We start from the raw sequence: 21795 nt of genomic DNA, 5'->3' as shown, positions 1-21795 counted from the left end.
CGGCGGGCCCGCCGGCGGCGCCCCGCCCTCCGGATCGGCCCCCGGGTGTGCGGAGACGCGCGGACGGCCTGGGAAGATGTGGAGGTGGCGGGTTCCGCCGATCAGGCGTGGACGCGAGCGACACGAGAGGCTCCGGTATGGCTTCTAGGGCGGACGGCCGGCTCGACCTGCCGGCCGTGAGCGAGCGGCAGAGCCTGCGGGAGCAGGTCGCCCACGCGCTCAGGGCGGCCCTCATCACCGGTGAGATGAGGCCCGGCATGGTCTACTCCGCCCCGGTCCTCGCCGCCCAGTTCGGGGTCTCGGCGACCCCGGTGCGCGAGGCCATGCTCGACCTGGCCAAGGAGGGCCTGGTCGAGGCGGTGCGCAACAAGGGCTTCCGGGTCACCGAGCTGTCCGACCGGGACCTGGACGAGCTGACCGAGATCCGCAGGCTCATCGAGGTGCCCACGGTGGCGCAGCTGGCCGACGCCGGGCGCGCGCCGAGCTTCGAGACGCTGCGCCCGCTGGCCCAGGCGATCGTCGACGCCGCCGAGCGCGGCGACCTGCTCGCGTACGTCGACGCCGACATCCGCTTCCACCTGGACCTGCTCGCCCTGGCGGGCAACTCCCACCTCGTGGAGGTGGTCCGCGACCTGCGCAACCGGGCCCGCCTGTACGGCCTGTCCGCCCTGCACCGGCGCGGCACCCTCGTCGACTCCGCCCGCGAGCACCTCACCCTGCTCGCGCTGCTCTCCGAGGGGGACGCGAGCGGCGCCGAGCGGCTGATGCGCGCCCACATCCGGCACGTCCGCGGCATCTGGGCCAGCCGGCCCGAGTGACGCGGCCCGGCGGCCGGGAGCCCGCTGACCCGCCTCGGGCCGGGGGCTCCCGGGGCGGGTCAGCCGGTGCCGCGGGTGGCGCCCACACTGGCGACGACCACGCAGCCGATGGCGGCCCACTCCCGCACCTGCAGGATCTCGCCCAGCACCACCAGCCCGACCAGCGCCGCCACCGCGGGCTCCAGGCTCATCAGGATGCCGAAGACCCGCTTGGGCATCCTGCGCAGCGCCTCCAGCTCGATCGAGTAGGGGATGACCGACGACAGCAGGCCCACCCCGAGCCCGATCAGCAGGAGCTCGGGCTGGAGCAGGTCGGCGCCGCCCGAGGCGATCCCGGCGGGGGCGACCAGCACGCAGGAGACGATCATCGCCAGGGAGAGGCCGGTGCTCCCGGGGAAGCGCCGGCCGACCGAGGCGGACAGCAGGATGTAGCCGGCCCAGCAGGCCGCCGCCACCAGGGCGAAGGCGATCCCGGCCCAGCTGATCCTGGACGCCGACGTGCCCCACGGTGCCAGCAGCACCACGCCCGACCCGGCGAGCGCGACCCAGAGCAGGTCGAGGCGGCGGCGCGAGGCCGCCACCGCGACGCCGAGCGGGCCGAGGAACTCGATCGCCACCGCGATGCCCATGGGCAGCCGGGCCAGCGCCTCGTAGAACGACAGGTTCATCACGCCCAGCGTCACGCCGAACGCCACCCCCGCCCCGATGTCCGCCCGGGACAGCCCGCGCAACCGGGGGCGGGCGATCGCGCCCATGATCAGCGCCCCCGCCGCGATCCGCAGGAACACCACGGCGCTCGGCGGCAGCTGGGAGAACAGATCCTTGGCGAAGCCGGCGCCCACCTGCACCGACAGGATGGCCAGTATCACCAGCCCGGACGGCGGGACGGCGTCGGAGGCCGCTTTCAGCAGCGCTCCGGGCCCGGGCAGGCCCTGCTTGTACGGCTCGGCGGGCCCCTGCCGGGCTTGGGCGGTCACGATTTTCTCCTGCCAGGCGCAAAGTGGTTATTGGCACCTTACTTATCGCGACTCTCGTTTTCAGTGACGTCCGCGATGCGAGACGCCTCGCGACGGACACCGGTGAGAGGTGACACCCCGTGAGAGGCGACGGCACGGTGAGAGGTGGCGGCCCGGCGGCGGGGACGGTCCGGCGGCGGGGCGGGCTATCCGGCGCCGGGCACCGGGTCGCGGCTGTAGAGCGCGACCGTCATACCGGGCACGCGGCCCGTCCGCCAGGCCTTGACCTGGACGAACCCCTCCTTGACCAGGGCGGTGACCCGGTCGAGGCGCGAGGCCGCCTCCGATCCGCCGCGCCAGATCACCCAGACCCGCTCACGTCCGGCCACGGCGGCGACCACGTCGGAACGCTCCGGATAGCCGAAGGAGTGCGGCAGGGGCCTGGGCCCGGCGAGCAGCACGTCGTCGGGCAGCCCCTGCCCGCCGTGCCGCGTTTTGTCGTAGTAGAGGAAGCCCTCACGCAGTGAGGAGCGTCCGTAGACGAGGGCGTCGCCCGGCCGGGACTCGCCCGCGAGGATCCGTACCGCCCGGGGGAAGTTCTCGTGGTGCCCGTCCTCGCGGCGGAAGTCCAGCTGGCCGGGGAGCCCGGCCGCCAGGACGCCCGCCAGCGCGAGCGCGGCGGGCAGGCGGGGCAGCGCGGTGAGCGCGAGCCCGGCCAGCAGCGCGTACGCGGGCACCGTCGCGAACAGGTAGCGGTCGACGTAGACCGGCGAGACCAGGTGGGACAGGGCGAACAGCAGCAGGGGCGGCAGGAGCGCCCAGGCGCCCAGCAGGACGACCCAGAGCCGTTCGGCGCCGTGCCGCCGCTGCAGGAACGGGGCCGCCGCCGCGAGGGCCAGCAGCGCGCACCCCGCCAGGGCGGTGCCGCCGGTCATCTTGGGCAGCGCCAGGAACACGTCGGGGCCCGGCAGGGTGATCCAGCTGATCGCGTGCCGTTCGGCGAAGCCGACCGCCGCCCAGACGGCCCCCGGGACGGACCCCAGGGCCATGCAGGCCAGCACCCTGGGCAGGACGCCCCGCCCGTACAGTGCGATCGCGAGCAGGTGCGCGGCCAGCACGAGCAGCGCGAACACCTGCGTGCAGCCCAGCAGCGCGACGGCGGCCGCGTACCTCCACCAGCCTCCGCGCCGTCCGGGCTCCTCGATCGCCCGGTACAGCGCCCAGGTGGCCAGGACCGCGGCGGCCGCGGCGAACGCGTAGGAGCGGATGTTCTGCCCGTGGTAGGAGACCGAGGGCAGGAAGACGTAGACGGCGGCGGCGGTCAGTCCGGCTGGCTGCGAGCTCAGCCGGCGTCCCAGGTCGGCGATGAGCGCGGTGGCCGCGCCCGTCGCGAGGGCCGAGGGCAGGCGCATCCACCACTCGGCCTGCCCGAACTCCAGCCACAGGTGCATGAACCCGTAGTAGGGCAGGAAGTGCCCGTCGATGTGCTGGGCCAGTTCCCAGAGTCCTCCGGCGCCGCGGCGGGCCGCGCTGAGGGTGGCGAGCTCGTCCGACGACTGGGAGACCGTGGACGAGCCTGCGACGGCGACGAGCGTGGCGACGATCCCCATGGCCAGACTTGGCCAGATTTGCCCCGTATGTCGTGTCGCCGGACGGGATGAAGATCGCGCTCCGGTAATGATCACCTGGAGGATGGTAGATCTTGGCGATCATCCTCGTTGATCTTTTATGGTGAAAAGTGGGGATATTTCTGATTAACCGGCTTTCGGGGTGCGGTTCCCGGCGAGGTCATTCCCAGCGGAAGGTCCGGGAGGTCAGGAGGAGCGACACCGCCGCCCACGCCGCGAGGATCGCCACGGCGGCGAGCGGGAGCCCCGCACCGTCGCTCAGGACCGCGCGGAGCCCTCCGGTCAGTGCCGAGATCGGCAGCAGCTCCAGCACCGGCCGTACCGCCTCGGGGAACTTCGCCAGCGGGAAGGCGACCCCGCCGCAGGCGAGCAGGAGCAGGTAGACGAGGTTCGCGGCGGCGAGCGTGGCCTCGGCCCGCAGCGTTCCCGCCATGAGCAGGCCGAGCCCGCTGAACGCGGCGGTGCCCAGCACGACCAGCAGCAGCGCCGCGAGCGGCGAGCCCGTGGGGCGCCAGCCCAGCGCGAGCGCCACCGCGCAGATGACAGCCACCTGGACGACCTCCACGGCGATCACCGCGAGCGTCTTGGACAGCATCAGCCCGGTCCGTGACAGCGGGGTGGCGCCCAGCCGCTTCAGCACGCCGTACCGGCGTTCGAAGCCCGTCGCGATGGCCTGCCCGGTGAAGGCGGTGGACATCACGGCCAGCGCGAGCACCCCGGGGGTCATGAAGCCGATCCGGGAACCGCCGCCCACGTCGATGATCGGGGCGGAGGAGAGGCCGACGAGCAGCAGCACCGGGATGATCATCGTGAGCAGCAGCTGCTCGCCGTTGCGGAGCATCGCCCGGATCTCCGCGCCCGTCTGGGCCGCCACCATCCGGCCCAGCGGCGCGGCTCCGGGGGCCGGCGTGAGGTCCAGGGTCGTCATGGGGCTCTCCTGCGGTCTTCTGGCCCGCGCCCCGGCCCGGGCCGCGTCCGGACGCGCGCGGGGCGGTGGCGGGGGGATTCGGAGGGCGCCGCCGGAGCGACGGGCTCCGGGGGCGTCGGTGAGGCGGGGAACGCGGGGGGCGCGGGGAACCCCGGGAGCGCCGCCGCGGCAGGGCGCCCGGGGAGCGCGGCCGGAACCGAGGACGGAAGGGGCGAAGGCGTCACCGGAGCTCACGTCCGGTGAGTTCCAGGAAGACGTCCTCCAGGGTGCGCCGCTCGATGCTGAGGTCGTCGGCGGTCACCCCCTCGGCGGCGCACCACGTCGTCACGGTGGCCAGGAGGCCGGGAGCGACCTGCCCCTCGATGATGTAGTGCCCCGCCGGCGACTCCTTGGCGGCGCTGCCGGGGGGCAGGGCGGCGAGCAGCTCGTCCAGGCACAGGCCGGGCCGGGCGCGAAAGCGCAGCTGCCGCTCGGCGCCGGTGAGGGAGGAGGGCGTGCCCTCGGCGACCACCCTGCCGCGGTCGATGATCACGATCTGGTCGGAGAGCTTCTCCGCCTCGTCCATGTGGTGGGTGGTGAGCACCACCGAGACCCCGCTCGCGCGCAGGTCCCGTACCAGCTCCCAGCAGGCGTGCCTGGCCTGCGGGTCCAGGCCCGCGGTCGGCTCGTCGAGGAAGACCAGCTCCGGGCGGCCGATGACCGCCCCCGCCAGCGACACGCGCTGCTGCTGGCCGCCGGAGAGCCTGCGGTACGGGGTGCGGGCGTGCTCGCTCAGCCCCAGCCGCTCCAGCAGCGCCGCCGGGTCGAGCGGGTGGGTGTGGAAGCGCGCCATCAGCCGCAGCCACTGCCCGCAGCGGGACGCCGGGGGAACGCCGCCCGCCTGGAGCATCACCCCGACCCTGGCCCGCAGTTCCGGTCGCGACGGGTCGAGCCCGAGCACCCTCACCGTGCCGCCGTCGGCCCGGCGGAACCCCTCGCAGATCTCCAGGGTGGAGGTCTTGCCGGCCCCGTTGGGGCCCAGCACCGCGGTGACCGCGCCTCGGGCGGCGTTGAAGGTCAGGCCGTCGATCGCGGTCGTCCCGCCGTATCTCTTGACCAGGTCGACGATCTCGACGGCTGGGGAGTCCATGGCCACGAGTTTAGGGACTGCGCTCGCCGGTCCCGCTCCCGGACCACGCGTCCGGAGCCGCCCCGGGCCCGTTTTCCGGCCGGTGCCGGACCCGCCCGGCTGGCGCTTGAAGGTTTTTCTGAGGAAATTTCCGAAATACAGGAATTCGGATGACCGTCTGTTGGTTGGGACGCTTCGGCCCCTGTGGGCCCGCCATCGCCCACGACCAGGGGGCGTGGCCCGCGACCGAGGCGGCCTGTGACCGGAGTGGTCCGAGACCGAAGCGGCCCGCGACCGGGTGGCCCACGACAAGTGGCCTGCGACCAAAAGGGGATACGGGTATGACCGCGGCCGTCGTCGAGCCGGAGGTGGCGCCGATCGCACGGCGCAGGACACTGCTACTGCTCATCCTGGGCGCGCTGTCGGCGGTCGGTCCCCTGTCGATCGACATGTACCTGCCCGCCTTCCCCTCCATCGCCGCGGACCTGGGCAGCGGGCAGGCGCAGGTGCAGCTCACCCTCACCGCCTGCCTCGTCGGGTTCTCCGTCGGGCAGGTCGTCGCGGGCCCGATCAGCGACACGCGCGGCCGTCGCGGCCCGCTGCTGATCGGCATCGCCGCCTACGCCGTCGCCTCCCTGCTGTGCGCCTTCTCTCCCTCGGTGTACGGGCTGGTGGGCTTCCGCCTGCTCCAGGGCATCGCGGGCGGCGCCGCGCTGGTGATCGTCCGCGCGGTCGTCCGCGACCTGTACGAGGGCGCGGCCATCGCCCGCATCTTCGCCACCCTCATGCTCGTGACCGGCCTCGCGCCCATCCTGGCCCCGATCGCGGGCGCTCAGCTGCTCGACCACACCTCCTGGCGGGGGGTGTTCGTCGCGCTGAGCGTCGCCGGGCTCCTGCTGCTGGTCTCCGCGCTGTCCGGGGTACGCGAGACGCTGCCCGCCGGGCGGCGCGAGAGCGGCGGGCTGCGCCACACCCTCGTCACCTTCTGGCACCTGCTGCGCGACCGCTCCTTCATGGCCGCCACCCTGGCCGGGGGGCTGGGCTTCGCGGCCATGTTCGCCTACATCTCCGGGTCGCCCTTCGTGCTCCAGGACGTCTACGACACCTCGGCGCAGACCTTCTCCCTGGTCTTCGGGCTGAACGCCCTCGGCCTGACCGTCACCGCGCAGATCGGCGGGCGCCTGGCCGGGCGCCTGGACCCGGCCAGGCTGATCCTCGCCGGGCTGTTCCTGAGCGTGGCCGGGGCCGCCGGGGTGCTCGTCGCGGCCCTGTTCCACCTGCCCCTGCCGGTGCTGGTCGCCGCGCTGTTAGTGATGATGTGCGGTGCGGGCTTCGTCCTGCCCGGCAGCGGCGCGCTCGCCCTGGCCGGTCAGCCCCAGCAGATCGCCGGCAGCGCGGCCGCGCTCACGGGCGTGCTGCAGTTCGCGCTCGGCGCGCTCGCCGCCCCGCTGGTGGGTCTGGGCGGCGAGGGATCGGCCCTGCCGATGGCCGTCGTCCTGGCCGGTTTCACCCTCGCCGCGCTCGTCGCCTTCGTCGGGCTGCGAGGGTCCTCGAGGAGCGTTTCCCCAGCTTAGGTAAGGCTTACCTGCGTGACGAACCACATTCGGTCGACCGAACATCGGGTTTGTAACTGGGGAAGCAATTACGGCACACTGATGTTGTGAAATACGTGACCGGGATGCAGGGCACCGAGGGAGCCGCCACCGCGCGGCTTTCCGGCGTGTCCGCCGAGCACAGCACGCGAGCGCGTGTCGCCCGGCTCATCCTGGAGCACGGCCCCATCACCGCCGCCGCCCTCGGCGAGCGGCTCGGCCTCACCCCCGCCGCCGTCCGCAGGCATCTCGACGCCCTGCTGGCCGAGGGGATGACCGAGGCCCGCACCGCCAGGCCGCGAGGCCAGCGCGGGCGCGGGCGACCGGCCAAGCTGTTCGCGATAACCGACGCGGGCCGCAGCGCCTTCGAGCACGCCTACGACGGCCTCGCCGGGAGCGCGCTGCGCTTCCTGGCCGAGCGCGTGGGCGAGGAGGCCGTGACGGAGTTCGCCCGGTCGCAGGTGGCCGGCCTGGTCGACCGCCTGAGGCCGAGGATGAGCGAGGTCCCCGCCGACCAGCGGGTCCGCGTCCTGGCCGAGGCGCTGTCGGCCGACGGCTACGCCGCCTCGGCGAGCAAGGCGAGCCTCGGCGGGGAGCAGCTGTGCCAGCACCACTGCCCGGTGGCGCACGTGGCCGCGGAGTTCCCGCAGCTGTGCGAGGCCGAGACGGAGGCGTTCGCGCGTCTCCTCGGCACCCCCGTGCAGCGGCTCGCGACCATCGCCCACGGCGACGGCGTGTGCACCACGCACGTGAGTCCCCACAGAACACCCGGGCCCGGTGCGAGAGAGCGCGCGCCGGGCTTGCCGATACCTGATCCGGCACCGCCGGCAATCCACGAAACGATCGACACATCGAGCAAGGAGACCGGAAGGTGACTGTCACCGACCGCCCGGAGCTGGAAGGCCTCGGGAATTACAAGTTCGGCTGGGCCGACTCGGACGCCGCGGGAGCGACGGCCCGGCGTGGCCTGTCCGAAGAGGTCGTCCGCAACATCTCCGCGCTGAAGAGCGAGCCGGAGTGGATGCTGGACCTTCGCCTGAAGGGGCTGCGCCTTTTCGGTAAGAAGCCCATGCCCAACTGGGGTTCCGACCTCAGCGGGATCGACTTCGACAACATCAAGTACTTCGTGCGTTCGACGGAGAAGCAGGCCGCCTCCTGGGAGGACCTGCCCGACGACATCAAGAACACCTACGACAAGCTCGGCATCCCCGAGGCGGAGAAGCAGCGCCTGGTCGCCGGCGTCGCCGCCCAGTACGAGTCCGAGGTGGTCTACCACAAGATCCGCGAGGACCTTGAGGAGAAGGGTGTCATCTTCGTCGACACCGACACCGCGCTCAAGGAGCACGAGGAGATCTTCAAGGAGTACTTCGGGACCGTGATCCCGGTCGGCGACAACAAGTTCGCCGCGCTGAACACGGCCACCTGGAGCGGCGGCAGCTTCATCTACGTGCCGCCGAACGTCAACGTGGAGATCCCGCTCCAGGCCTACTTCCGGATCAACACCGAGAACATGGGCCAGTTCGAGCGGACCCTGATCATCGTCGACGAGGGCTCCTACGTCCACTACGTCGAGGGCTGCACCGCGCCGATCTACTCCTCCGACTCGCTGCACAGCGCCGTCGTGGAGATCATCGTGAAGAAGAACGCGCGCTGCCGCTACACGACCATCCAGAACTGGTCGAACAACGTCTACAACCTGGTCACCAAGCGCGCCGTGGCGTACGAGGGCGCGACCATGGAGTGGGTCGACGGCAACATCGGCTCCAAGGTCACCATGAAGTACCCCGCCGTCTACCTCATGGGTGAGCACGCCAAGGGCGAGACCCTCAGCGTCGCCTTCGCCGGTGAGGGCCAGCACCAGGACGCCGGTGCCAAGATGGTGCACCTCGCGCCCAACACCAGCTCCTCGGTGATCTCCAAGTCCGTCGCCCGCGGCGGCGGCCGCACCTCCTACCGCGGCCTGGTCCAGATCGAGGAGGGCGCCCACGGCAGCGCCAGCACCGTCAAGTGCGACGCGCTCCTCGTCGACCAGATCAGCCGCTCCGACACCTACCCCTACGTGGACGTGCGCGAGGACGACGTCTCCATGGGGCACGAGGCCACCGTCTCCAAGGTCTCCGACGACCAGCTCTTCTACCTGATGAGCCGTGGTCTGGGCGAGGACGAGGCGATGGCGATGATCGTCCGGGGCTTCGTCGAGCCGATCGCCCGCGAGCTCCCCATGGAGTACGCCCTGGAGCTGAACCGCCTGATCGAGCTGCAGATGGAAGGAGCCGTCGGCTGATGGGTCTCGACACCGGAAAACCCCTGTCGACCCTCCACGAGAAGGCCTCGTACGACGTGGCCGACTTCGCGGTGCCGACCGGCCGGGAGGAGGAGTGGCGCTTCACCCCGCTCTCCCGGCTCAAGGGCCTGCACGAGGGCGTCGCGGCCTCCGCGAACGTGGTCGTGCACGTCGACGCCGCCCCCGAGGTCACCGTGGAGACCGTCGGACGCGACGACCAGCGGGTCGGCAAGGCCTACGTGCCCGCCGACCGGGTCAGCGCCCAGGCCTACGCCTCCTTCGAGAAGGCCACCGTGGTCACGGTCGCGCGCGAGGCCGTCGCCTCCAAGCCGACCGTGATCACCTTCACCGGGTCCGGCCAGGGCGCCGCGTACGGCCACACGGTCGTGAAGCTGGAGCCGATGGCCGAGGCCGTGGTCGTCCTCGACCACCAGGGCAGCGCCGTCTACGCCGACAACGTCGAGTTCGTCGTGGGCGAGGGCGCCACGCTCAAGGTCGTCAGCCTGCAGGACTGGGCCGACGACGCCGTGCACGTCTCCCACCACCACGCCCTGCTGGCCAAGGACGCGACCTTCCGCGGCTTCGTGGTCACCCTCGGCGGCGACCTGGTCAGGCTGTCGCCGTCGGTCGCCTACGACGGCCCCGGCGGCGACGCCGAGCTGAACGGCCTCTACTTCGTCGACGCCGGCCAGCACCTGGAGCACCGCCTGCTCGTCGACCACTCCAGGCCCGGCTGCCGCAGCAACGTCGACTACCGAGGCGCGCTGCAGGGCCAGGACGCCCACGCGGTCTGGATCGGCGACGTCATCATCCGCGTCGAGGCCGAGGGCACCGACACCTACGAGCTCAACCGCAACCTGCTGCTCACCGACGGCGCCCGCGCCGACTCGGTGCCCAACCTGGAGATCCTCACCGGCGAGGTCGCCGGGGCGGGTCACGCCAGCGCCTCGGGCCGTCTCGACGACGAGCACATCTTCTACCTCCAGGCCCGCGGCATCCCCTTCGAGGACGCACGCCGCCTCGTCATCAGGGGCTTCTTCGCGCAGCTGCTGGAGAAGATCGAGGTTCCCGAGCTTCGCGAGCGGGTGCTCGCCCGGGTCGAGGCGGAGCTTGAGAAGTGACGTTCGAGAAGGTCTGCAAGCTCGCGGACATCCCCGACGAGGGTGTGATCGGCCTCGAGGTCGGCGACACCCCCGTCGCCCTGGTCCGCCAGGGCGATGAGGTCCACGCGCTGCACGACGTGTGCTCCCACGCCGAGGTGAAGCTCAGCGAGGGTGAGGTCTACGACGGCACCCTGGAGTGCTGGCTGCACGGCTCGTGCTTCGACCTGCGTTCGGGCAAGCCCACCGGCCCGCCCGCCAACAAGCCCGTCCCCGTATACCGAGTAAAGATCGATGGCGACGACGTGCTCGTCTCGCTCTCGAAGGAGTCATAAAGTGTCTGACACCAGCCGAGCCTCCTCGGGCACCACCCTGGAGATCCGCGACCTGCACGTCACCGTCGCCGACAAGGAGATCCTGCGCGGCGTCAACCTGACCGTGCGCGCCGGTGAGACCCACGCCATCATGGGCCCCAACGGCTCGGGCAAGTCGACGCTCGCGTACGCGATCGCGGGCCACCCCAAGTACACCATCACCAGTGGCCAGGTCCTGCTCGACGGGGTCGACCTGCTGGAGCTCACGGTCGACGAGCGCGCCCGCGCCGGCCTGTTCCTCGCCATGCAGTACCCGGTCGAGGTCCCCGGCGTCAGCGTCTCCAACTTCCTGCGCACCGCCGTCACCTCCGTCCGCGGCGAGGCTCCCAAGCTCCGCGAGTTCGCCAAGGACCTCAAGTCCGGCATGGACGCCCTGTCCATCGACGCGGCCTTCGCCCAGCGCAACGTCAACGAGGGCTTCTCCGGCGGTGAGAAGAAGCGCCACGAGATCCTCCAGCTGGAGCTCCTCAAGCCGAAGATCGCCGTCCTCGACGAGACCGACTCCGGCCTCGACGTCGACGCGCTGCGCGTGGTCTCCGAGGGCATCAACCGCTTCCGCTCCGGCGAGACCGGCGTGCTGCTCATCACCCACTACACCCGCATCCTGCGCTACGTGAAGCCGGACTTCGTCCACGTCTTCTCCGCCGGGCGGATCGTGGAGCAGGGCGGCCCCGAGCTCGCCGAGAAGCTCGAGGCGGAGGGCTACGAGGCCTACACGAAGGCGTCGGCCTGATGGAGACCGGCCTTGACGTGGAGAGGATCAGGAAGGACTTCCCGGTCCTGTCCCGCGAGCTTTCCGGCGGCAGGCCGCTCGTCTACCTCGACTCCGGCAACTCCTCGCAGAAGCCCACCCAGGTGGTCGAGGTGATGCGCGAGCACATGGCGATGCACTACAGCAACGTCGGCCGCGCCATGCACGTGCTGGGCGCGGAGTCCACCGAGGCGTACGAGGACGCCCGCGACAAGGTCGCCGCCTTCATCGGCGCGCCCGGCCGCGACGAGATCGTCTTCACCAAGAACGCCTCCGAGGCGCTCAACCTGGTGGCGTACGCCTTCGGCAACCCCATCGGCACCGACCCCCGCTTCCGGCTCGGGCCGGGTGACGAGATCGTCATCTCCGAGATGGAGCACCATTCCAACATCGTGCCCTGGCAGATGCTGGCGCAGCGCACCGGCGCGACGCTGCGGTGGTTCTCCGTCACCGACGAGGGGCGCCTGGACCTGTCGAACCTCGGCGAGCTCGTCAACGAGCGCACGAGGATCGTCTCGATCGTGCACCAGTCGAACGTGCTGGGCACGGTCAACCCGGTCGCCCCGGTGCTCGCCAGGGTCCGCGAGGTCGGCGCGCTGATGATGCTCGACGCCTCCCAGTCGGTGCCCCACCAGCAGGTGGACGTGGCCGCGCTGGGCGTCGACTTCCTCGCCTTCACCGGCCACAAGCTCCTCGGCCCGTCGGGGATCGGCGTGCTGTGGGCCCGCGCGGAACTGCTGGAGGCGATGCCCCCGTTCATGGGCGGCGGCGAGATGATCGAGGCGGTCTGGATGGACCACTCGACCTACGCGCCCGCGCCGCACAAGTTCGAGGCGGGCACCCCGCCGATCGTCGAGGCCATCGGCCTCGGCGCCGCGATCGACTACCTGTCCGAGATCGGGATGGACGCCGTCGTGCGCCACGAGCACGAGCTCACCGCGTACGCGCTCGACGCCCTGGGGGAGATCCCGGGGCTGCGGGTGATCGGCCCGCTGGACCTGGCCGACCGGGGGGGCACGGTCTCCTTCACCCTGGAGGGGATTCACCCGCACGACGTCGGGCAGATCCTGGATGACAACTTCGGGGTGGCCGTGCGCGTGGGACACCACTGCGCCCGCCCGCTCCACCTGAGGTTCGGGATTCCCGCCACCACGCGGGCGTCCTTCTACCTCTACAACACACCGGCCGAGATCGACGCCCTGGTCCGCGGCCTCCACCACGTGCGGAAGGTGTTCGCCTAGCCATGCCCGAGCAGTCGAGCCGGCGGACGGGCGGACGGCGGGCGCGAGGCGCCCGCCGCACGGCGCCCGGCGACGCGCGAGCGCACGGCGCAGCGAACGAGAAGGTGAGCACGACCCTATGATCGCCGAGTCCATGTACCAGGAGCTGATCCTGGAGCACTACAAGCACCCGCAGGGGAGGGGGCTCCGCGATCCGTACGACGCCGAGGTCCACCATGTGAACCCGACGTGCGGTGACGAGATCACCATGCGTGTGAAGCTGGGCGACGGAGGAAAGGTCGAGGACGTCTCCTACGACGGGCAGGGCTGTTCCATCAGCCAGGCCGCGGCCTCCGTGCTGCACGAGCTGGCCACCGGCTCGACCGTCGACGACACCCTCGGCGTCGTGGACGAGTTCACCCGGCTCATGCAGGGCAGGGGCAAGGTGGAGGCGGACGAGGACGTGCTGGGCGACGCCGTCGCCTTCGCCGGGGTCGCCAAGTTCCCCGCCCGGGTGAAGTGCGCGCTACTGGCGTGGATGGCCTACAAGGACGCGGTCGTGAGGAGCACCGAATGAGCAAGGCTGTAGAGACCCCCACCACGGCCTACGACGGGGACACCACCCATGACGAGGTCATGGAGGCTCTCAAGGACGTCGTGGACCCCGAACTCGGCATCAACGTCGTCGACCTGGGCCTGATCTACGGGCTCCACCTCGACGCCGCCGAGGCCGGTGCCGAGAACGCCGAGGGCGGCGGTGCCACCCTGCCGGTCGCCACCATCGACATGACGCTGACCAGCGCGGCCTGCCCGCTGACCGACGTCATCGAGGACCAGGCGCACTCGGCCCTGGAGGGCATGGTCTCCGATGTGAAGATCAACTGGGTGTGGCTCCCGCCGTGGGGCCCGGACAAGATCACCGACGAGGGGCGTGAGCAGCTCCGGATGCTGGGGTTCAACGTCTGAGAAGTGCCTTTGGGCGCGGCTCGCACCCCCCGGGGTTCGGGTCGTGCCCAATTGTGTGAGAGGATTTCGGAGGCCGGGAAGAAAAGCCCGGCCAGGAGTGTTGACTCCAACCGACGGACAAGCGACCGGCCGATGCCGGACGCCCCGACCGAACCCGGCACTGCGAACGCCGGGTATGCTTGATCGTGGTTTGACTGCGTGCGGGTAAGCTAGACCCGCCCCGTGCGGTGCGCCTCGACTTGCACCGCACTACCGCCCCCATGTGGGCGTTGATCCAGCGCGGCCTCAGGCCGTGCGTTCCAGGCTCGTCCTTTCGCAGAAGTGACGTGCCCCGTTCTTCTATCGAAAGGCACGAGTCTTCGTGACCATGCTTGACGCTGTTCTGCCCGAAATCACCGACATCACCGAGATCCCCCAGGCTCCCGCAGGCGTGTCCGAGTTCACCCTCCTCGGTCTGCCGAAGCCGCTGGTGGCCGGTCTCTCCCGTTCGGGCATCGACAGTCCCTTCCCCATCCAGCGGGCCACGATCCCCGACATTCTCGCCGGTCACGACGTTCTCGGCCGCGGCCAGACCGGCTCCGGCAAGACGCTCGCCTTCGGCCTTCCGATGATGACCCGCATCGCCGGCGCCAAGGCCCGTCCCGGCCACCCCCTGGCCGTCGTCCTGGTCCCGACCCGCGAGCTCGCCATGCAGGTGACCGACGCGCTCGAGCCGCTCGGCCGCGGCCTGTCGCTGCGGATGAAGACCGTCGTGGGCGGCATGTCCATGGGCCGCCAGATCGAGGCGCTGCGCCGCGGCGTCGAGGTCGTCGTGGCCACCCCCGGCCGCCTGACCGACCTCATGCAGCAGGGCGAGTGCATGCTGGACGAGGTCCAGGTGACGATCCTCGACGAGGCCGACCACATGTGCGACCTCGGCTTCTTCCCGGTCGTCAGCGCGATCCTGCAGCAGACCCCGGCCGACAGCCAGCGCCTGCTGTTCTCCGCCACCCTCGACGGCGACGTCGACAAGCTCGTCCGCCGCTTCCTCACCAACCCGGTGACCCACTCGATGGCCCCGGCCGCCTCCTCGGTCGACACCATGGAGCACCACGTGCTGGAGGTGCACCGCGACGACAAGTTCCCGGTGACCGCCGAGATCGCCAACCGCGAGGGCCGGACCATCATCTTCGTGCGCACCCAGCACGGGGTGGACCGGCTGTGCAAGCAGCTCGCCCAGGTCGGCATCCGGGCCGGCGGCCTGCACGGCGGCAAGCGCCAGAACCAGCGCACCCGCATCCTGGCGGAGTTCAAGGAAGGCACGATCAACGTCCTGGTCTGCACGGACGTCGCGGCCCGCGGCATCCACGTCGACAACATCAGCCTCGTGCTGCACGTCGACCCGCCCCAGGACCACAAGAGCTACCTGCACCGCGGTGGCCGTACCGCCCGCGCCGGGGAGAAGGGCACCGTCATGACGCTGGTGCTCCCCAACGAGCGTCGCTCCACCGACTCGATGACCCGCCGCGCGGGCATCAAGCCGTTCCGCATCAAGGCCACCCCGGGCCACCCGCGCCTGGAGGAGGTCGCCGGAGCGCGTACGCCCACCGGTGAGCCGATCCCGGTCTGGGAGCCCTCGGCGCCGGCCGCCAAGCAGCGTCAGGGCCGCGGCGGTTTCGGCGGCAACGGCGGCGGCGGGCGTGGCCCGCGCCGCTTCCGCTCCGACCGTCCCGCCCACGGCGAGGGCCAGCAGCCCCGCGAGCGTTCCTTCGGTGACGACAACCGCGGCACCGGCGCCACCGGCGGCGGCCAGTACCGCTCCGAGCGCCCGGCCGGCGGCGGTTACCGCTCCGAGCGCCCGGCGGGCGGCGGCTTCCGCTCCGAGCGTCCCACCGGCGGCTACCGCGGCGGCGAGCGGCGTGAGCCGTTCCGCGCCGACCGCCCGGCCCCGGCCGGCGGCGGTTACCGTTCCGAGCGTCCCGCGGGCGAGCGCGAGCCGTTCCGCGGCGACCGCCAGGGCGGCGGCTTCCGCGGCGGCGAGTTCCGCGCCGACGGTCGCGGCTCCGCCCCGCGCGGTGGCGGCAGCCGTTACAGCCGCTGACTCACCTCGTAGGACCTGAGGGTCCTACCGCGACACCCCGAAGGGCCGGTACGGCATCCGCCGTACCGGCCCTTCGGCTTTCGCGGCCGGGTGCCGGGACACGGTTGACCATCTAGATCCAGTCGTCATGATGGGCTTCATATCCCGCTTTTTCCCATCAGCTCTGAGCGGCCCGGGGAGAACGAGACCTTCCGCCGGGTGGCCTCCGCGACCAACCGATGCATGTGGAATCTCCGAGATAAGAGGATAAATGCGCCTTTCATGGTTCAGCCTCCGTGTTCTCGCCCGTCTTCCCCTCGTCGTCCTGCTGGCCACGGCCGGGACCGTCGCCGCCGTTCCCGCCGCGTCCGCCGCCGCTCCTTCCGCGTCCGTCGCCGTTCCCGCCGAGTCCGTCGTCGCTCCTTCCGCGTCCTCCGTCGTTCCTGCCGCGTCCGCCGCGCAGAGTTACCGTGTCCTGCAGCTCAACCTCTGCCACAGCGGCGTCAACACCTCCTGCTTCAACGGGGCCGCTGTCATCCAGGAGGCGCGCGACATCATCGGCGCCAGGCAGCCGCAGGCCGTCACGCTCAACGAGATCTGCCGCGACGACCTGGCCCAGCTGGCCCCCTCGATGGGGAACGGCCACCGGGTGTTCGCCCCGGCGCTGCGGCCCGACGGCACGCCGGTGCGCTGCGTCAACGGGGACGAGTACGGCAACGGCCTGCTCTTCCGCGCCACGGGGGCGACGAACTTCTCCGGCGTCTACGCCACCCAGGACGGCGGGAGCGAGAGGCGCGTCTACGTGTGCGCCGAGTTCTCCGACCTGACCGGCTGCGCCACCCACCTGTCGACCACGGGGAACGTCGCCATGGCGCAGTGCAAGGCGGCCGTCGCCATGCTGCGCGACCGGGGCGCGGCGACCAGGCCGACCTTCCTGGGGGGTGACTTCAACATGAGGTACGCGCCGCTGTTCGGGCAGAACGTCCAGAACTGCAACTCCGCTCCCTTCTTCAGGAAGGGGGACGGGGACGTGCAGCACGTCTTCGCGGCGAGCATGGGCTTCGAGCGCACCGACGTCATCTCCATGAGGTACACCGACCACCCCGCGCTGCTGGTGACCCTCACCAAGCCCTGAGCCGGACTCCAGGGGCTTCTCCCGGCCAGGGGGATTGTAACTGAACCGGTCCATATGGCTATTGACAGTGCAGACACATTCACTTTACGGTCACGTTACTTATCCGGTTCAGCAAGCGCATGAGGTCGCGTTTAAATCGGTTGGGAGCGCTCCCATGCAGGAGAGGAGACTGTCGATGCGGATTCGACGGAGGTTCGCGATCCTCGGGGCGGCGGCCTGTCTGGTCACGGCCGGATGCACCGGAGGGTCCACGACGCCCTCCGCCCCGAGCGGGGCGCCGCAGGGCTCCGGCGCGGCGGCCCCCTCGGCCGGAGCGGGCGGGGCGGGTGACGCGAACGCCGCGTTCCCCCGCAACGAGACCCTGTACACCAGCGGCACCCAGTGGGGTCCCCCGGTCAACTGGAACCCGCTGCGGACCTGGGACTCGGCCACCGGCACCAAGGGGCTCGTCTACGAGACCCTGTTCCTGTACGACCCCCAGACGGACAAGTTCACCCCCTGGCTGGCCGAGAGCGGCACCTGGACGGACGACAAGACCTACGACCTCAAGCTCAGGCAGGGGGTCACCTGGTCCGACGGCAAGCCCTTCACCGCCGACGACGTGGTCTTCACGGTCGAGCTCGGCAAGATGAAGACCGTCCCCTACGCCAACCTGTGGGACTGGCTGGAGAAGGTCGAGGCGGTCGACCCGGGCACGGTCAGGTTCACCTTCTCCAAGGCCAACTACCAGCAGTGGGCCAACTGGGTCTACGGCAACGCGATCGTCCCCAAGCACATCTGGGAGGGCCTCTCCGAGGAGGAGGTGCTGAACGGCGTCAACGAGAAACCGGTCGGCACCGGGCCGTACGCCTACCACAGCCACGACCAGGACCGGATGGCCTGGGTCAAGCGCGACGGCTGGTGGGCCACGGCGGCGCTGGGCAAGGAGGTCAAGCCCAAGTACCTGGTCGACATCGTCAACTCCAGCAACGAGGTCGCGATGGGCCTGCTGCTGCAGAAGGGCCTGGACCTCAGCAACAACTTCCTGCCCGGGGTGGCCAACCTCGTCAAGGGCAACTTCGGCGTCCAGACCTACTATCCCGAACCGCCCTACATGCTCTCGGCCAACACCGCCTTCCTGGTGCCCAACACCACGAAGAAGCCGATGAACGACCCCGCCTTCCGCAAGGCGCTCGCCAACTCCATCGACACCAAGAAGATCGTCGAGGGCGTCTACGGCAACCTGGTCAAGGCGGCCGGCCCGACCGGCCTGCTGCCGCAGTGGGACAAGTACGTCGACCAGGCCGTGGTGAGCGAGAAGGGCTTCGCGTTCGACACCGCGAAGGCGAAGAAGCTCCTGGCCGACGCCGGGTACAAGGACGGCGACGGCGACGGGTTCGTGGAGAACAAGGACGGCTCCAAGGCCTCGCTGAAGGTCATCGTCCCGGCCGGGTGGACCGACTGGATGGAGGCGAGCCGGGTCATCGCCGAGGGCGCCAAGGCCGCCGGGATCGACCTCACCCCCGAGTTCCCCGACTACAACGCGCTGGTCGACCAGCGCACCTCCGGCAAGTTCGACCTGCTGCTCAACAACGAGCGGCAGCTGTCCAACACCCCCTGGATGTACTACGACTACATGTTCCGGCTGCCGGTCAACAAACAGCAGAACACCGTCAACTTCGGCCGCTACGAGAACAAGAAGGTCTGGGACCTGGTCCAGGACCTCGACGGCAGGAAGGTCGACGACGTCGAGGGGATGAAGCAGGTCGCCTCGGAGATCCAGAGGATCCAGCTGGACGAGCTGCCGGTGATCCCGCTCTGGTACAACGGCCTGTGGGCGCAGACCAGCAACACGGTCTGGACCAACTGGCCCTCCTCGGCCGCGGGCACCCCCAAGACCCCGCCGACCATGTGGCGCAACTGGCTCGAGCTGGGCGGGGTGCTGACCCTCACCGAGCTGAAGCCCGCCGGAGGCTGACCCGCGATCCTCGCCCCCTGCCCGCGCGCCGCCCGGACCCGTTCCGGCGCGCGCGGGGAGGGGCTCATCTCGCCGATTCTGGAGGATCGCGTGCGACGTTACTTCGGCCGGAAGCTGCTCGTGTACGGGCTCACCTTCCTCGTGGCCGTCACGATCAACTGGATGATCCCGCGCTTCATGCCGGGCGACCCGGTCCAGAGCATGCTGGCCAGGGCCAACGTGTCACAGCCCGCCGCGGTGGAGGCGATGCGCGCCCACTACACGAACCTGTTCGGGCTGGACCTGCCGCTCTGGCGGCAGTACGCCAACTTCTGGGCCGCGCTGTTCCGGGGCGACCTGGGGACCAGCATCTGGCTGTTCCCCACCCCGGTGACCGACGTCATCGTGCGGGCGGTGCCGTACACGCTGGCGCTGCTGGTTCCGTCCATCCTGCTCAGCTGGTGGGCGGGCAACAGGTTCGGCGCCTTCGCGGCCAGGCGCAAGTGGCTGGACAACACGGTGCTGCCGATCGGGTACGTGCTCACCGCCACGCCCTACATGTGGCTCGCCATCCTGATGGCCTGGGGGCTGGGCATCGTGGCCGGGATCTTCCCGGTCTCCGGCGGCTACAGCTTCTCCATGCGGCCCAACTGGTCGTGGGAGTTCGCCGGGAACCTGGCGCTGCACTGGTTCCTGCCGTTCGCCTCGCTCTTCCTCGTCGCGTTCGGCGGCTGGGCGATCGGCATGCGCAACATGATCATCTATGAGCTGGAGGCCGACTACTCGACCTACCTGTCCTCGCTCGGGGCCTCGCGGCGGCTCATCCGGCGCTACGCGTTCAGGAACGCGGTCCTGCCGCAGATCACCGGCTTGGCCCTGCAGCTCGGCGTGCTCGTGGCCGGAGCCCTGGTCACCGAGATCGTCTTCTCCTATCCGGGACTGGGCCACCTGATCCTCATGGCGATCCAGAACCAGGACTTCTTCCTGCTGCAGGGGGCCTTCCTGTTCATCGTCGTGGGCGTGCTGATCGCCAACTTCATCATCGACATCGTCTACGTCCTGGTCGACCCGCGTACCAGGATCGGGATGGGAGGGGAGGCGGCATGACCGCCGTGCCCGCCGTGCCCGCGGAACCGGGCCCGAAGAGGGTCACCGGACGCCGCGAAGGGCTGTACTTCGCGGTACGCAACGGAAAGCTCCTGGCGGGGCTGGTCGTGCTGATTCCGCTGCTCGTCCTCGCCGTCGCCGCCCCGGTGATCGCCGGGGGAGACCCGAACGCCTACGTCTCCACCCCCGCCTCGCCGCCCTCGGCCGAGCACTGGCTCGGCACCACCATGTTCGGCCAGGACATCTTCGCCCAGTTCGTCCACGGCCTGAGCGTCACCTTCCAGGTGGGGGCGCTCGGCGGCGGGCTGGCCGCGGTCATCGGCATGGCGATCGGCTTCACCGCCGGGTACCGGGGCGGGCTGGTCGACGAGGTGCTGAACATGCTCACCAACATCATTCTGGTCCTGCCCGCGCTGGCGGTGCTGCTGATCGTCAACGCCTACCTCGGGGTCCGCAGCGTCGGCGTGCAGGCGCTCTTCATCGGGCTCACCTCCTGGCCCTGGGCGGCCAGGGCCATCAGGGCCCAGACGTTCTCGCTGCGCTCGCGCGACTTCGTGGACCTGGCCCGGCTCAGCGGCGTGCGCACCTGGAAGATCATCGCCAGGGAGATCGCGCCCAACATGAGCTCGTACCTCTTCATGACCTTCATCCTGCTGTTCGGCGGGTCGGTGCTGATCGCGGCCTCGCTCGACTTCATCGGGCTCGGTCCCAGCGAGGGCGTCTCGCTCGGCCTGATGCTCAACAACGCGGCCCGCTGGAGCGCCCTGCACCTGGGCATGTGGTGGTGGTTCGTCCCGCCGGGGGCCGGGATCACCGCCATCGTCGGCGCCCTCTACGTGATGAACGTCGGCCTCGACGAGGTGTTCAACCCGAAACTGCGGGAGCTTTAGATGACTCTGCGCGTGAACGACCTGCGGGTCCACTACCGGACCCTGCGCGGCGAGGTGCGGGCGCTCGACGGGGTCGGCTTCGACGTCGGCGACGGCGAGATCCTCGGCCTGGCGGGCGAGTCCGGCTGCGGCAAGACGACCCTCGGCAAGAGCCTCATCAGGATGGACGGCCGGATGCGGCTGGCCGGGGGCACCGTCGAGCTGGACGGCGAGGAGCTGCCGATCGGCGACGACCGCCGGATGAACGCCTTCCGCTTCAGCCGGGTCTCCCTCATCCCGCAGTACTCCATGAGCGCGCTGAACCCCACCCGCAAGATCGGCCGGATGGTCGCCGAGCTGCTCGCCTCCCGGGGCGAGCGCCTCGACGTCGCCGAGCTGGAACGCCGCCTCGACCTGGTCGAGCTGCCGCGCGACGTGCTGGGGCGCTACCCGATCGAGCTGTCGGGCGGGATGAAGCAGCGGATGGTGATGGTCGTCTCCACCCTGCTCGACCCGTCCCTGCTCATCGCCGACGAGATCACCTCCGCGCTCGACGTGTCGACCCAGAAGGCCGTGGCCAGGACGCTGACGGAGTTCAGGGACCGGGGCTTCGTGCGCAGCATGATCTTCATCACCCACGACATCTCGCTGACCTACCAGATCGCCGACACGATCATGATCATGTACGCGGGGAGGCTGGCCGAGAAGGCCCCGGCGGACGTGATCGTCAACGAGCCGCGCCACCCGTACACGCGGATGCTGATCTCCTCGCTGCCCGAGGTCGGCGTCCGCCACGCCGAGCGCAGGCTGTCGGGCATTCCCGGCAGGCCGCCCTCGCTGCTCGACCCGCCCTCCGGCTGCCGCTTCAGGGACCGCTGCCCGCTCGCCTTCGGCAGGTGCGCCGAGGACCCTCCGCCGGTCGAGGTCGCCCCCGGCCACCACGTCGCCTGCTGGAAGGCCTGAA

At 70.7% G+C, this 21795-nt stretch carries 20 protein-coding genes; 16 read left to right on the top strand and 4 right to left on the bottom strand.

Translation table 11 applies throughout. The features are described 5' to 3' along the window. Positions 1 to 137: 137 nt before the first annotated feature. Positions 138 to 818, top strand: coding sequence for a GntR family transcriptional regulator (locus tag AC5L38_RS35320; protein ID WP_495247150.1), 681 nt, complete (start codon positions 138 to 140; stop codon positions 816 to 818). A 59-nt stretch (positions 819 to 877) separates the two neighbouring features. Here the strand turns inward: AC5L38_RS35320 and AC5L38_RS35315 are convergent, their stop codons facing one another. From AC5L38_RS35315 to AC5L38_RS35300, 4 genes are all read right to left on the bottom strand, one after another. After that, positions 878 to 1795, bottom strand: coding sequence for an EamA family transporter (locus AC5L38_RS35315; RefSeq protein WP_495247149.1), 918 nt, complete (start codon positions 1793 to 1795; stop codon positions 878 to 880). A gap of 185 nt (positions 1796 to 1980) precedes the next feature. Continuing rightward, positions 1981 to 3384: a glycosyltransferase family 39 protein gene (locus AC5L38_RS35310; protein WP_495247148.1), complete on the bottom strand. Its 1404-nt coding sequence runs from the start codon at positions 3382 to 3384 to the stop codon at positions 1981 to 1983. 178 nt (positions 3385 to 3562) lie between these two features. Then, positions 3563 to 4330 (bottom strand): ABC transporter permease, encoded by a 768-nt coding sequence (locus AC5L38_RS35305; RefSeq protein ID WP_495247147.1) that lies wholly within the window; start codon positions 4328 to 4330, stop codon positions 3563 to 3565. A 220-nt stretch (positions 4331 to 4550) separates the two neighbouring features. After that, complete coding sequence (locus tag AC5L38_RS35300) at positions 4551 to 5459, bottom strand: ABC transporter ATP-binding protein (protein ID WP_495247146.1); 909 nt, start codon at positions 5457 to 5459, stop codon at positions 4551 to 4553. 320 nt (positions 5460 to 5779) lie between these two features. Between AC5L38_RS35300 and AC5L38_RS35295 the strand changes: the two genes are divergently transcribed. From AC5L38_RS35295 to AC5L38_RS35225, 15 genes are all read left to right on the top strand, one after another. Continuing rightward, the gene (locus tag AC5L38_RS35295; protein WP_495247145.1) at positions 5780 to 7012 is read left to right on the top strand and encodes a multidrug effflux MFS transporter; all 1233 of its coding nucleotides are present in this window, start codon (positions 5780 to 5782) and stop codon (positions 7010 to 7012) included. A gap of 104 nt (positions 7013 to 7116) precedes the next feature. Next, positions 7117 to 7905: a helix-turn-helix transcriptional regulator gene (locus AC5L38_RS35290; protein WP_495247215.1), complete on the top strand. Its 789-nt coding sequence runs from the start codon at positions 7117 to 7119 to the stop codon at positions 7903 to 7905. Next, positions 7902 to 9314, top strand: coding sequence for a Fe-S cluster assembly protein SufB (gene sufB / locus AC5L38_RS35285; RefSeq protein ID WP_389913374.1), 1413 nt, complete (start codon positions 7902 to 7904; stop codon positions 9312 to 9314). The genes AC5L38_RS35290 and sufB overlap by 4 nt, the downstream gene beginning before the upstream one ends. Continuing rightward, positions 9314 to 10435: a Fe-S cluster assembly protein SufD gene (gene sufD / locus AC5L38_RS35280; protein WP_495247144.1), complete on the top strand. Its 1122-nt coding sequence runs from the start codon at positions 9314 to 9316 to the stop codon at positions 10433 to 10435. The genes sufB and sufD overlap by 1 nt, the downstream gene beginning before the upstream one ends. Then, on the top strand, positions 10432 to 10749 hold the full coding sequence (locus AC5L38_RS35275) for a Rieske (2Fe-2S) protein (RefSeq protein WP_495247143.1): 318 nt from the start codon (positions 10432 to 10434) through the stop codon (positions 10747 to 10749). The genes sufD and AC5L38_RS35275 overlap by 4 nt, the downstream gene beginning before the upstream one ends. A gap of 1 nt (position 10750) precedes the next feature. Continuing rightward, positions 10751 to 11521 (top strand): Fe-S cluster assembly ATPase SufC, encoded by a 771-nt coding sequence (gene sufC, locus AC5L38_RS35270; RefSeq protein WP_389913367.1) that lies wholly within the window; start codon positions 10751 to 10753, stop codon positions 11519 to 11521. After that, entirely contained in the window at positions 11521 to 12780 is a 1260-nt protein-coding gene (locus tag AC5L38_RS35265) for a cysteine desulfurase (protein ID WP_495247142.1), read from the top strand. The genes sufC and AC5L38_RS35265 overlap by 1 nt, the downstream gene beginning before the upstream one ends. A gap of 118 nt (positions 12781 to 12898) precedes the next feature. Then, the gene (gene sufU, locus AC5L38_RS35260) at positions 12899 to 13336 is read left to right on the top strand and encodes a Fe-S cluster assembly sulfur transfer protein SufU (protein ID WP_495247141.1); all 438 of its coding nucleotides are present in this window, start codon (positions 12899 to 12901) and stop codon (positions 13334 to 13336) included. Beyond that, positions 13333 to 13725 (top strand): metal-sulfur cluster assembly factor, encoded by a 393-nt coding sequence (locus AC5L38_RS35255; protein WP_495247140.1) that lies wholly within the window; start codon positions 13333 to 13335, stop codon positions 13723 to 13725. The genes sufU and AC5L38_RS35255 overlap by 4 nt, the downstream gene beginning before the upstream one ends. 367 nt (positions 13726 to 14092) lie before the next feature. Further along, positions 14093 to 15805: a DEAD/DEAH box helicase gene (locus AC5L38_RS35250; RefSeq protein WP_495247139.1), complete on the top strand. Its 1713-nt coding sequence runs from the start codon at positions 14093 to 14095 to the stop codon at positions 15803 to 15805. A gap of 250 nt (positions 15806 to 16055) precedes the next feature. After that, positions 16056 to 16919: a hypothetical protein gene (locus tag AC5L38_RS35245; RefSeq protein WP_495247138.1), complete on the top strand. Its 864-nt coding sequence runs from the start codon at positions 16056 to 16058 to the stop codon at positions 16917 to 16919. Between the two features lie 175 nt (positions 16920 to 17094). Beyond that, entirely contained in the window at positions 17095 to 18876 is a 1782-nt protein-coding gene (locus tag AC5L38_RS35240) for an ABC transporter substrate-binding protein (RefSeq protein WP_495247137.1), read from the top strand. A gap of 90 nt (positions 18877 to 18966) precedes the next feature. Next, positions 18967 to 19962 carry an ABC transporter permease gene (locus AC5L38_RS35235; protein ID WP_495247136.1) on the top strand — a complete coding sequence of 332 codons (996 nt, stop codon included), beginning with the start codon at positions 18967 to 18969 and terminating at the stop codon, positions 19960 to 19962. Next, a complete protein-coding gene (locus AC5L38_RS35230; RefSeq protein WP_495247135.1) occupies positions 19959 to 20852 on the top strand; it encodes an ABC transporter permease in 894 nt (297 codons plus the stop codon). The genes AC5L38_RS35235 and AC5L38_RS35230 overlap by 4 nt, the downstream gene beginning before the upstream one ends. After that, positions 20853 to 21794 (top strand): ABC transporter ATP-binding protein, encoded by a 942-nt coding sequence (locus AC5L38_RS35225; protein WP_495247134.1) that lies wholly within the window; start codon positions 20853 to 20855, stop codon positions 21792 to 21794. It abuts the gene before it with no gap. The last annotated feature ends 1 nt before the right edge of the window (position 21795 follow it).

It is taken from the genome of Streptosporangium nanhuense (assembly GCF_059358815.1).
The sequence above is the reverse complement of the archived record's forward strand: the minus strand, read 5'-3'. Positions and strand labels throughout refer to the sequence as shown.